A 12,329-nucleotide genomic window follows, 5' to 3' on the forward strand; every position below is an offset into this window, starting at 1 on the left:
GCTGTGCGTATGCAAGGCGTTTGGTGGAAAGCAAATCGTTGATTCTACCAGTTTCTGTGCAAAATCCACTCGGTATATTCATGCAGGAGAAAACAGTTTCTTCTTTTCTTCCTTCTCGCTTTCCCGTCTGGTGGCATAGGTTATCAAAGCATTCTTGTCAGATAGATGTAATTTACTTTTTATGTTTTCCATATGCGTTCCAACGGTACTTACACTGATAGCCAGCTGTGCGCTGATTCTTCGGCTTGGATACCCTTTTCCCAGTAATTCAAGTATGTCACGCTCACGCTTGGTTAGGGTTTCCCAAGTCGGATCCTCCTCGTCTGAAGGATCAACAAGCAAAGCGGAGGCCAGGAGGGAAGGACTGACAAACGTTTTTTTCCTGGCGACCGCATGAATGGCCTGTACAAAATACCGCGTGGCATCCGCTTTGGTCACATATCCTTTTGCACCCATGACCAAGCACCGTTTGACCAGATCGGCATTGGTGAACATGGAAACAACCAGGATGGAAGGATGTTGTTCCTTCCTGCATGCTTTTTGGATGATGTCCAGCCCATCAGTCTGTTGTTCCAGCAACATATCCAAGACCAAGACATCCGATTCCTCCATCAAGGGAAGCAGACATTCTGCTTCATCGACGGTACCGGCTTCCCCCATAACCACGATTTCGGGATCATGGGCAAGCAAGGCTTTCATTCCCTCACGGATGATGGCATGGTCATCAACCAAAACGACTCGAATCATCAATCTTCCTCCGTTGTATCTGAAACCGTACCGTCACCCGATCTTCTTGATCCCGGGAAAGGGAAAAGGTTCCTCCCAGTTGTTCAATGCGATATCGCATGATTGCTATTCCATGCCCTGTATATGAGGGCGACAAGGGAGCATCCAGAACGCCGTCATTTTCAATCGAACCTATGATGGAATCCGCTTTGATGATGAGGAATACCACAATACGCTCCGGTTTTGCATGGGTGATTGCATTCTTGATCGCTTCGCTGTACAGGTAATAGAGTTGTTGTGCTACCAAGTCATCCATTTTGATGGATTCCCCTTCGATGAGGCAATCAACTCTACAACCGTAGATGCTTTGCGTACGCTCTGTCATGGTTCTGAGCAGCGAGGCAAGCCCCATGGTTCCGTACCGCACCGGATTCAGATCGTCGATGATATTCTGCAACTGCCCGACCGCTTCGGCGCTGGTGTCCCTGATCGTTTGAAGGGTGCTCACGTTCACATCCGAAGAACCCAACGCCCCTTGGGAGAGATATTCCAAGGCATGCAGCAATTGGCCTACCCCATCATGCAGATCATCGGCGATCCGTCGCTTTTCCCGTTCGGAAGCACGAATGATCAGATTTTTCGCTTCCTCTGTTTGTTTGTTTGCCAAGACATACTGCTTGGCAAGCACGATCGAATACAGGCCAACGTAGACGTAGATCATCAAAGGAATCATTTGGTATTCATACCTAGCCTGCAGGATGCATATAAAGTCATGCAGCATACCGTAACAAAGCAGTATGTCCGCAAAAAACGGAATAAGGAATTCGATGCGATTTTCCACTTCAATGGAAAAGAATCGCCTGCTTTGCTGCCAAATCCTCGAGAGAAGAAACAGCAGCATGACCGGAAAAAACCCCAGGGCTATTTGATAGATGAGCTCAAAGGGAAAGAGGAAACTGATTGCAGAAAGTACAATGCTGAAGATCAAAAACGCAGTTGAAAGCCGCAGGAATACCTTCGACGGTACGTGTTCGATGAATGCTTGGATGAAAAATCCCGATGCAAGGTAATAGGTGATGATTTGCAGACGTTTCAACAATAGATAATCAATGGAGGGAAACAAAATGTATATGGCGAATGCATTGCGCATCAAAGCACCGAATGCGGCAAAAATGGCACCAAGGGCAAACCAAAGATAGGCATTCCTTTTTCGGGAGAAATAGGAAAGGAATCCTTGCAGGATGGCAAACAGCAATACTTGTCCGAACATCAGGAAATCGAGGGAAATGCTTCTTTGATAATACTCGCAGAGAAGCGGCTTAGTGCCCAACAGGATATGTTCCCACAAACCTGCTCGTGGATGCACGAAATTGCTGACCTCGATCATGATCTGATTGGTTCCGGGAAGCAGATCAAATGAAAAAACAGTCGGTTTTGCACTTGGTCGGCTGCTCGCTTCATCCTTTCCGTACTCTCCGCTGCTTCCTATCACCTTGTCGTTCACCGAAAGCCGAAAACTGGTACCTGCATTGATGGTGTACAACTCAAATGCGGTGCGTTCACCCTGCCAATCAAGGTCAAGCAGATAGGTTCCGAACCCTTCTCCCCAAGCAACAGAAGGAACCTTCTGCATCCTGGCCTCTTCTCCGGGAATGGTGAGCATCCACTCCCCGTCCAAGGCAATGATGGAAAATGCATCTGATGGCCGAAGCACAAGCTTGCCCTGTGAAATGTTTGCCGAATGAGGGGAAAAAGGTATGGGGAGAAACGAAACAGTGCCGAGCAGGACGATCAGCAAGAGAAACAAACCCAGTGCATAGGAGATTTTTTGCCGCATCAAACTCATGTCATACCCACTCCCCCGTTCATCATAAAAGAGGGGCGTAAAATGTACAAGAAAAATACTTTTGGATGTAGAAAAAGCAAGGGGGCCGAAGCCCCCTGATGCGAAAATGTGACAAACCTACAAGCGTTATTTCTTGATCAGACGAGTCAGAAGATCATAGATCTGCTGTCCACCCTGGCTTGCAGTGATCTGACCGAAAGCGACACGCTGGTAGATCAGATACAACGTACTGTTGAACTCTGTATCGTTCGGTACGTGATCAGTCTCCAAGGAGGAGTGAGGACCGGCAACCTGCATGTAATCCAACACTTTCTGGTCGGCTGCAGATGCAGAACCAGCACTTCGTGCCAGCGAGGATGCGGAAGCACCGCGGTCACTGCCGAGGATCAAGGCAGCTTCGGGGTCGTTGACCAGGAAGTCGATGAACTTCACGGTCTCCTCGATGTTCTTTGAATCCTTGTTGATCGTGTAGAACTGGCTGGGGGCCTGCCACAATGCCTTGGTGGCGGCAGCGCCGGGAAGTTCGATCATGGCAAGTTCATCGGTGGTTGCGTTCTGATACCCTGCAAGCTGGTTGGTATACAAGAACCCGATCACAGCCTTTCCTGCAATAACTGCAGAAGAGTCGGCGTTGTTCTCGGCAAAGCCTGCGGCTACATCCGGCGGGGGCACCAAACCATTCTTGCGGTAATCGGCAAACAACTCAAGGTATTTCTGTGCATCGGAAGCCTTGACTGCAGTGGATGCGTCGGCAGCCTTGTACAGCGGAGTACCGTTGAACCGGGTCCAATACCCAAACGGAGTGGAGTTGGTCGGAAGCACTCCGATATCCTGCATCGGATACACACCGCCGGGAAGCTTGCTCTTGAGCACCGTCAAATAATCCTTGAACTCTGCATAGGTCATGGAAGTCTTCGGAAGCGGCGCACCGATGCGCTCAACCATCGACTTGTTGTAAACCAATGCGGGCATGTTGACACCGGTGGAGATACCGATCAACTTGCCGCCGATCGTTCCGCTTGCAAGAGCGCTGGGATCGATGACCGATGTATTGATCAAGGTTCCTTCATACGGTTCAAAGGCCAACAATACATCCTTGTAGTCAGGAATGTTTCCACCCATTTGGATGATGTCCGGGCCATTTCCACCGGCAAGCTGCGTGTCAACCTTGACGAAATGGTCACCGGCACCGCCGCTTACTTCCGGATTGATCTTGATATTGGGATGACGACTCTGGTACAGATCAATCGCCTTCTGACTGATCGTAACCCGTTGTCCACTGCCCCAATACGCCCACCGGATGGTGGTACTTCCATCACCGGATGCAGCAGCCTGTTCCTTGGTACCGGTACCAAAGACCAGGGATGCACTCATTGCTACCAAAAGCAACATCAGAAAACTTTTCTTCATAGGAATAATCCTCCTTAGCACTCAGGGATACGTTCTATCCCTTGATTCCAGTTGTGGCGATACCTCGTACGAAGTACTTCTGCAGGGAGAAAAACAGGATGAACGCCGGGAACAGTGAAAGCACTGACATAGCGAACATCGGTCCCCACGAAGACATGCCCGAGGAGTCCAAGAACAATCTCAGTCCCATAGGGACGGTATAACGATCCGGACTGGTGAGATAGAGCAACTGGTTGAAGAAGTCATCCCACGTCCAGAGAAACGAGAACAAAAGCGTCGTGATCAAGGCGGGAAGCGTAAGAGGCATCAGGATCCTTCGATAGATGCCGAATTTGCTGCAGCCGTCGATCAAGGCCGATTCATCGATATCCCGGGGAAGGCCTCTGATGAACTGAACCAGAAGAAAGATGAAGAACGCATCAGTGGCGAAGAATTTAGGGACTATGATCGGCAGGAAGGTGTTGATCCAACCGAAACTACGGAACATGATGTATCGGGGAATGGTGGTCACATGCGAGGGAAGCATCAGGGTCATCATCATGACGGCAAACCAGAATTTCTTGCCGACAAAATGCAGTCGTGCAAATGCATAGGCGGTAAGCGAACAGAAAACGGCATTGGCGAAGGCACTGAGCAGGCAGATGATGAAGGAGTTTTTGAAGAACGTATCGAAGCCGACGATGCCGATGCCTTTCCAACCTTCGATATAATTCTGGTTGGTGAAAACCTTTGGCCATATGCCGGGATCAGAGAAAATCATATTGCTGGGCTTGAAGGATGCTCCGACCAACCAAAGGATGGGATAGAGCATGCCAAGACCCAAAGCGATGATGAATGCATTGAGCAGCAGATGCCCGGCTACTTCTTTCTTTTTCAACATGGCTTACTCCCCGCTTCCATAGGAAACAAGGTTTCCTGAGAATTTGAATGACAAGGCAGTCAAACCAGCAATGAGGATCAAGAGAATCCAAGCCATGGCTGCTGCATATCCCATCTCGGAGAATCCGAATCCCTTGATGTACAGGTACAAGCTGTAGAACATGGTGGAATCCAACGGACCACCGCTTCCTCCGCTGACGATAAATGCCTGGGTGAAGGATTGGAATGCGCTGATCATCTGCATGACGAAGTTGAAGAAAATGATCGGTGACAGGGCGGGAAGCGTGATGGAAAAGAACTGTCGGATCTTCCCTGCCCCATCAACACTGGAAGCTTCATAGTATTCCTTGGGAATCTGTTGCAAACCTGCAAGGAAGATGATCATGGGAGAACCAAACTGCCATACGGCAAGCAGGATCAGGGTGTACAAGGAATACGTTGGATTGGATATCCATGCAGGAAGATTCTGCAAACCGAATACACCACTGAGGATCATGTTGATCAATCCGTCACCGGCGAAAAGCCGTCTCCACAATACAGCGATGGCAACCGACCCTCCGAGCAGGGTGGGAATATAATACAATGCACGATACAGCGGGATGAGCTTGAGCTTCTTGTTCATCAGCATGGCAACCACCAATGCGAAAACAAGCTTCAATGGTACGGAAATGAACACAAATTTAAAAGTCACGATCATAGAATTGATGAACCGATCGTCACGTGGCAGTGCATCAGTGCCGGTGAACATTACCAGATAATTGTGAAGGCCTATCCACACAGGTGGCGTACGTATATTGAATTGCGTAAACGAAAGGTAGAGTGAGTACATCATGGGATAGAGGGTCAAGACCAGAAAACCCAAAAGCCATGGTACGAGAAAGGCGTACGAGCTTAGGTTGTCCCTCCATACTTTTTTCCGATGCAAAGTATTCATGCAGACTTCTCCAATTTGTGGCGTAAACGTTTGACCGTATACCATACTATCACAGGTTTTTTAAAAATCAAGCATTTGTGCTCGGACACAGTGCACTTTTTTTCTTCACAAAAAAAGCACCAATGTGCCCTTGAAACACTTGATTCAACAAAGAATGCACACAATTCTTGTCTTAGATCCATCAGGTATGAATATGCTCGGCCATCACTGGACGACCTCTGTTTCCTATCGGGAATTGCCGCCGGAAAAACCTTCATAAGCAGAAACGAACAGGTCGGCCATGGCGGGATCGAATTGCAGACCGGCGTTTTGTTTGATCTGCCCAAGCGCCTCGGCTTTGCTCATCGGTTTTTTATAGGAGCGTTCATTGGTCATGGCATCATAGGAATCGGCGATGTTGATGATCCTTGCCTGCAGGGAAATCTGTTCACCCTTGAGCCCTCTCGGATACCCGTTTCCATCCCAACGTTCATGATGCTCAAGGACACAACGCCCCAAATCACTGAATTCGCTGGAAGCCGAAAGGATGCGATAGCCTATCTCAGGATGTCGTCTCATGTGTTTCCATTCTTCTTCATCCAAGGCTCCGGGTTTGTTCAGGATACCCTCTTCCACCCCGATTTTCCCGATATCATGCATCAAACCTGCTACCTTGATACGATTCACCTCCCACTGGGGTAACTTCATACAAGAGGCAAGGTAGCCGCTCAACTCCGATACCCTGCGTGAATGCTGGGACTCCCGGTTGCTCTTGGCGAACAAGGAATTGATGACCAGCGCGATGGACTTGTTCTTAGCACTGGCATTCTCATAAATCTTGTTTCGATTCATCATGTCTTCGGCTTGCTTCATGACCTGTTGCATGTTCTCATCAAGCGAATACCGGGTGGCATACCCGAACGAGAGTGAAAGATGGAAAGACTGGATGGCAACCTGGCTTGCAGCGGCGTCGACTCTCTGCATGTAGACTTGGGCTGCCTGCATGGTTTGACCGAGCATGAGGAATACAAATTCATCACCTCCATACCGGGCGATGATGGTATGTTCTTCTGCTTGTTGGGAAAGCAATTGTGCGGTTTTCTTCAGAATTGAATCCCCCATTTCATGCCCGAATGAATCGTTGACAACCTTCAATCCATTTACATCAACCATACCCATTGTCAAGGGAACAATGTCATTCTGATTGAGCAATTCCGCCTCGAAATACGCCCTGCTGTACAAACCGGTCAAATAATCATGGTTACGTTGGTACAACAATTTGTTCTCAGCTTCCTTTACCTGGGTGATGTCCCTGCAAACCACTACAGCTCCCAGCTGATTGCCGTCTTCGTCGAGAATAGGTGCATAGCTGTAACTGCCGAACCAACGTAAAGCGGTACCAAGTTTATGTACGATGTATTGATCCGTCCCTGTCTCTCCGGCCAAGGCGCGAAACCCCGCCCAATCATGCATCGCCCGTTTCCTGCCGTTTTCCTCAAAGGTTTCAAACAATGCGGAGAACCCATGCAAATCCTTAGGACACAAAGCATCGTCATCAAATCGATAATAGGCAAGAAATGCTTGGTTTATCAGGATGAAATGCGCATGCATATCGAGGATGAACACCCCATCGGTCATACTCTTGATGGCGGCATCCAACGTGGCATTGCTTCGCATGATCGATTGTTGCAACAGCTTCTGGTCCTCCAAAGCACTAAGAATGATTTGTCTCGATTGTTCAGCTTGTTGATTCAGTACCTCAAGCTGTTGCATCGCTTGCTTATGTTCGGTGATGTCAAAAAACGTCACCAATATGTAGTTTGAGAGTGGGGTGCCTGAGATTTCCATGGTATAGGTTTCCCCCGTCTTGGTGGTAATGATGCATTCCAGCGGCTCGATACGGTTGAGTTTTTTTTGCAGGACGGAAGCCACTTCCCGTTCCCACTCTTGTCTGATGTGCGTCCGGTATTCAGGATCGGGATAGGCTTTCTCATACCAGCTTTCGAGGTTGGGAATATCTCCCGGTTCGTATCGGAAATACGTCCTCCATTGTTGGTTGACCATCATCACCTTGCCGTCAAACCCGAGCAGCACCTGCGGCATGGGAGCACTCTCGAACAAGGTCCTGAAGCGTGCCTCACTCCCTTTTTTCTCTCCTTCGGCAACTTCGCGTTTCTTGATTTCCCGTACCAAGGTATACATCCAGAAAATCACCACCAGCAAAACGACAAAAATTGTGGCATACATCAGATTCAGCGTACGTTGGGAGATGACGTGTGCATACATGTTGGGAAGATTCTTCCGGTACAGTTGCTCACGCTGTCCTGCATCAATAAATGCCAAGGCCTTGTCAAGGATGGAAACAAGCAGCGGGTAGTCCTTTTGCACGGCTATCGACAATTCATTGATATACGTAGTGGTGCCCACCACCTTCAGATTGTCGAACAGGCGAAGCTTCTGGATGTAATGATTCGCCACCAAAAGATTTTCCACCATACAGTAGGCATCACCGGTTTTTACGGCGAGCAGGCCTTGTTCCACCGTATCAACCAAAACCAAGGGTATGGAAGGGTATTGGCTATGGATCCACTGCTGAGCCCCATACCCGCGAATGACGGCCACCGGACGGTCGCCAAGCTCTATCAGGCTGCCGATATACCCTACCTGTTGACCGGCAATAATGGACAAAGGAATCGTAAGATACGGTTTGGTGAACAGAAGAAGTGGAATACGTTCGGCGGTAGGGGTAAGCGAGGTGGTCAGATCAATCTTTCCTCCGAGCAGTTGCTCATACCCTTCCTGCCAGCTGGAAACAGGGGCCTGGATGAATTGGATGCCGGTAAGGTCGGAAACGGCATCCAGATAGTCTTTGGAAAGGCCGACGGCCTTGCCCTGTGCATCCTGATATTCAAGCGGTGCCCATGCAGGATCCGAAAGAAACGTAAAACTTGGGTGGGATGCAAGAAATTCTTGTTCCTCCAACGATAAGGACGCCAAAAATGCTTCCTGGCTCACCGAGGCTGCATACAGATACACCGAGCAAACCAAAACCAGCGGCAGCAGCAGGATTTTCAACGTCTTCATCTGTTCTCCTTCACCGAAGGATACCGAATCGCTTTCCCTTCCTCCATGAGCAGTTGATTCACCTCGGTTTTCAGTTCCAGAATTCTGTGCTCACGGTCGTTCATGACCGCATACCAACGTTTCAATTCCTCAAGCTGGGTTTTATTCTGTGCTTCAATGCGGATACGTTCACTGATATCCTGCCCCCGTGCTATGGTTGCCACCATGGTTTTACTGACCGGATCAATGATGGGTGAGGCCTCCCAGAGCAGTGTCACCCGCCTTCCATCACTTTGGGGAATGGAAATTTCTGCAGTTTCAAGATGCCCTTTCTCCTTGAGTTCAGAAAAAAGTGCTCGGCTGACCGAAGGGGGCAAAAAGGAAAATACCTGTGCCATCGAACTTCCGACCAGCTGCTCGACCGTAGTCTTGAGCAAACAGGCCAAGGCGGAATTGGTACGCGTGATTACAGCGTCGACATCCCATACCAGAATCGGTGAATGTGATTGGCTGATCAACGCTTCAAGATACTCATTGGCCTGCCTGAGCTCCCTCTCGATTTGCTTCTGCTTGGTGGTCATCTCGGTATAGACGATGATACCACCGATAGCCCCTCCCTCGGTGTACCAGGGCCTGCATTCCCATCGCGTGTATTCCACCGTTCCATCCGGACGGGTATACGGGTCGTCCTCTCCCTGCAACATCTCCCCCAGCAACGCCCGCTGATGAACAAGTCTCCATTTCTGGGGAAGATCACTGATCACCTCATAATGATGTTTGCCGATCACCTGTTGCATGGAAGGAAGATGGTATTGCTGCAGATAGGCTTGGCTGACATACAAATAGTGGAGATTGACATCATGGATGGCAATGGCACTGCGACTGTGTTCGATGACATAGCGAAGCAATTCATTTCCCTGCAGGGAATCAAGGGTTGCTTCCATCCGTTTCGCTCTATCACGATACACACAATGATACACCCGATTGGGAAGAACGACGGTATTGACCGATACCTCCAAATCCACGGTCGAACCATCCTTGCATCGGTGCCGGGTCATGTGCAATGCTGGCGTACCGGTTTCTGTTCCCGTCAATTCGGGTAGACATGCGGTATTTGCACTCACCTTGGCAAGTTTTGTGCCGACCAAATCGGATCGTTGAAAACCGGTGAGGCGAAGATACGCTGCATTCACCTCGGTGATGCACCCTTGCGCATCCAAGACGAGACACCCGTCCGGCATACATTCCAAAATCGATTCACCATTGGGCAACGCAACAGGTTTTTTTGAACACAATACCGCACGGCATGCCCACCATGCGACTATCCCGATGCCAAGGAACAGAAGCACGATCATGGAAATGGAAATTGAGGAGGAAAGAAGCGCAATCACTAATCCAACCCCTTTGTATACCAACGTCCTGCCTGAACCTTAGCATAGATACAGTCGTTCTTCTAGAAATTTATTTCATACCGAGTCAATGAGGAAACGTATGGTATCCACCAAATCATGGCAGGTTTCGAATTGACCGACAGCAACAGAATCCCTTGCCGTATGCATGATGTAGCCTTTTCCCGCAGAACGAAGCATGGGGATATCGTTCTCATCATCACCGAAGGCATACGTGCTGGACCGGGGAACGGAAAAATAGTCTGCGATGGACAACAATGATTCCCCTTTGCTGGTGGGGCAGATGTCAAACAATTCCTTTCCGGTAGTGACCACCAGATATCGGTTCTCCCATAATTCCCTGCTGCGTCGCAGGATTTCCTGTTTGTCCTGTTTGCATACGGCGGTGATCTGGAGGATGGTATCCTGCACATCTGAGAAGGCATCGAAGGTCTGTGTGTATCCCTTCGCCAGATATCCTTTTTCCTTTTGCTGTTCCCATGCTGAGCGGGGAAGATGAATGGCTTGGATTCCGGAGAGCATGGGAATGGCCCCCCAGTTTTCCAATGTTTCGGTGATCATTCGGGCATCTTGGGGGAGAATGGAATGATTTGGCATCAACTGTCGACCTTGGTAGAGGATCATACACCCGTTGGAAGCGGAAAACACCACCTCCTGGGCCACCGGCGCAAACAGCGGCAACAAGGAACGATGAAACCTGCCGCTTGAAATGCAGATCAGGAACCCAGCCGCCCTCGCTTCGTGGACGACGGCAAAAAAGGATTCACTGATCGTATGCTGCCCATGGGGGAGAATCGTCCCATCCACATCACAGAAAAACATACCTCTGTACGAATTCACACCCACCTCACCTTGTTTGATGCCAGTATGCCAAAGTATCCGCATCGGGACAAGCAGGCAATCGCGCTCGAAGGCGTTCGTTCGACCCGAGCGTCTGCTTTTGCCCTGATGGTATATAAAATAGGTTCGATTGGGGTATACCGTTTGTGCAACGTTGCCGGTTTCATGGTAGACTGATGGGTGGAAACAAAGGAGCATCATATGCCAAACGACACACATGATCTCAGGCCGAAGCTCTTACGGAATCTCCATCCCTTCATGCTTGGCATCGTGCTGATCGCCCTTGTTGCCGTCCTTGCTCCCCTTTCCTATCACAACCCCGACAAAGCAGCCTATATCGTGTTGTTGTCAGCACTCTTTCTTATGCTGCTGGTCTCCATGCTGGTGCTGCGCAAGGATCGGTATCTGCTCAGCGCCTCGCTGACGGTGGCCGCTGCCTTCCTGGGAACCTGGTTCTCCTTTCTCATCAATGCACAGGAGCTTTTTTGCGACTTCTTTCCGTTGGTCTATGTCAGTGGATCGATCCTGCTCTCCAGCCTCTTTTTGCCCCTTGCAGCGACGCTTGTCATTATAGCCTCCCATCTGGTGCTGCTGGTCGTTGTCGTGCTGACCACACCGTTGCTCCAAACCCAGAATTGGCCGAGTTTCTTCATCTTCATCCTTTTTGTCTCCTTGCTCAGCACCATAGCCAACCATCTGATCAAAACCCAACTCAGACAATTGCAGGAAAATTCCATCCGCGACCATCTGACCGGCCTGTTCAACCGCCGTTACTTCGAGGAGACGTTGCAAAACAAACTGAAACGTGAACAAGCTGAAGGATTCTCCATCGGTATGATCCTGCTCGATGTAGACAACTTCAAGCATTTCAATGACAGTTTCGGCCATGATGCCGGCGATGCCGTACTTGTTGCGCTTGCCAACCTGATGATCCACCACTTCTCCATTTCCATCAGTGTCTGCCGTTACGGCGGGGATGAGTTTGCCATCCTCCTGCCCACGACGCAAAACGAGGAACTGGTCGCACTGGCCGAGAACTTGGCGCAAAAGGTACGCACCCGTTCCATCATCCACAACAACAGGCAACTGGGACCGATGACCATTTCCTGCGGCCTCTGCCTCTACGATGTCGGCACAGACACCATGGAACGGTTCATCAAGCACGCCGATCAAGCCCTCTATCAGGCAAAAGAGCATGGCAGGGATCAGGTATGCATGTACGAGCCCTCTTGATTACTTAACA

Annotated in this window: 9 protein-coding genes; 1 reads left to right on the top strand and 8 read right to left on the bottom strand. The window is 49.6% G+C overall.

The genetic code is table 11. The annotated features are described in order from the left end of the window. Window positions 1-78: 78 nt before the first annotated feature. The 8 genes from AB7C91_RS01270 to AB7C91_RS01305 all read right to left on the bottom strand — a co-directional run bounded on the left by AB7C91_RS01270 (window position 79) and on the right by AB7C91_RS01305 (window position 11,086). The gene (locus tag AB7C91_RS01270) at window positions 79-747 is read right to left on the bottom strand and encodes a response regulator (protein WP_428588636.1); all 669 of its coding nucleotides are present in this window, start codon (window positions 745-747) and stop codon (window positions 79-81) included. Then, window positions 725-2,572 (bottom strand): sensor histidine kinase, encoded by a 1,848-nt coding sequence (locus AB7C91_RS01275; RefSeq protein ID WP_428588639.1) that lies wholly within the window; start codon window positions 2,570-2,572, stop codon window positions 725-727. The genes AB7C91_RS01270 and AB7C91_RS01275 overlap by 23 nt, the downstream gene beginning before the upstream one ends. 126 nt (window positions 2,573-2,698) lie before the next feature. Then, complete coding sequence (locus AB7C91_RS01280; protein ID WP_428588642.1) at window positions 2,699-3,982, bottom strand: ABC transporter substrate-binding protein; 1,284 nt, start codon at window positions 3,980-3,982, stop codon at window positions 2,699-2,701. Window positions 3,983-4,016: 34 nt separating this feature from the next. Beyond that, the gene (locus AB7C91_RS01285; RefSeq protein ID WP_332447234.1) at window positions 4,017-4,862 is read right to left on the bottom strand and encodes a carbohydrate ABC transporter permease; all 846 of its coding nucleotides are present in this window, start codon (window positions 4,860-4,862) and stop codon (window positions 4,017-4,019) included. Window positions 4,863-4,865: 3 nt separating this feature from the next. Then, a complete protein-coding gene (locus AB7C91_RS01290) occupies window positions 4,866-5,552 on the bottom strand; it encodes a sugar ABC transporter permease (RefSeq protein WP_332447233.1) in 687 nt (228 codons plus the stop codon). Between the two features lie 468 nt (window positions 5,553-6,020). Next, the gene (locus AB7C91_RS01295) at window positions 6,021-8,858 is read right to left on the bottom strand and encodes an HD domain-containing phosphohydrolase (protein WP_428588647.1); all 2,838 of its coding nucleotides are present in this window, start codon (window positions 8,856-8,858) and stop codon (window positions 6,021-6,023) included. Continuing rightward, window positions 8,855-10,228, bottom strand: coding sequence for a PAS domain-containing protein (locus AB7C91_RS01300; protein ID WP_428588650.1), 1,374 nt, complete (start codon window positions 10,226-10,228; stop codon window positions 8,855-8,857). The genes AB7C91_RS01295 and AB7C91_RS01300 overlap by 4 nt, the downstream gene beginning before the upstream one ends. A 75-nt stretch (window positions 10,229-10,303) precedes the next feature. After that, the gene (locus tag AB7C91_RS01305; protein ID WP_332448232.1) at window positions 10,304-11,086 is read right to left on the bottom strand and encodes an HAD family hydrolase; all 783 of its coding nucleotides are present in this window, start codon (window positions 11,084-11,086) and stop codon (window positions 10,304-10,306) included. 201 nt (window positions 11,087-11,287) lie between these two features. Here AB7C91_RS01305 and AB7C91_RS01310 point away from each other — a divergent pair, with 201 nt between their 5' ends. Beyond that, on the top strand, window positions 11,288-12,319 hold the full coding sequence (locus tag AB7C91_RS01310; protein ID WP_428588654.1) for a GGDEF domain-containing protein: 1,032 nt from the start codon (window positions 11,288-11,290) through the stop codon (window positions 12,317-12,319). The last annotated feature ends 10 nt before the right edge of the window (window positions 12,320-12,329 follow it).

The sequence above is a fragment of the Sphaerochaeta sp. genome, assembly GCF_050256055.1.
In the GTDB taxonomy this organism is placed as follows: Bacteria; Spirochaetota; Spirochaetia; order Sphaerochaetales; family Sphaerochaetaceae; genus Sphaerochaeta.

What these genes read in the sequence shown, in the direction of transcription:
- AB7C91_RS01270 (WP_428588636.1), bottom strand. Translation starts at nt 747, where the DNA reads ATGATTCGAGTCGTTTTGGTTGATGACCATGCCATCATCCGTGAGGGA.
- AB7C91_RS01295 (WP_428588647.1), bottom strand. Translation starts at nt 8,858, where the DNA reads ATGAAGACGTTGAAAATCCTGCTGCTGCCGCTGGTTTTGGTTTGCTCG.
- AB7C91_RS01285 (WP_332447234.1), bottom strand. Translation starts at nt 4,862, where the DNA reads ATGTTGAAAAAGAAAGAAGTAGCCGGGCATCTGCTGCTCAATGCATTC.
- AB7C91_RS01280 (WP_428588642.1), bottom strand. Translation starts at nt 3,982, where the DNA reads ATGAAGAAAAGTTTTCTGATGTTGCTTTTGGTAGCAATGAGTGCATCC.
- AB7C91_RS01275 (WP_428588639.1), bottom strand. Translation starts at nt 2,572, where the DNA reads ATGAGTTTGATGCGGCAAAAAATCTCCTATGCACTGGGTTTGTTTCTC.
- AB7C91_RS01310 (WP_428588654.1), top strand. Translation starts at nt 11,288, where the DNA reads ATGCCAAACGACACACATGATCTCAGGCCGAAGCTCTTACGGAATCTC.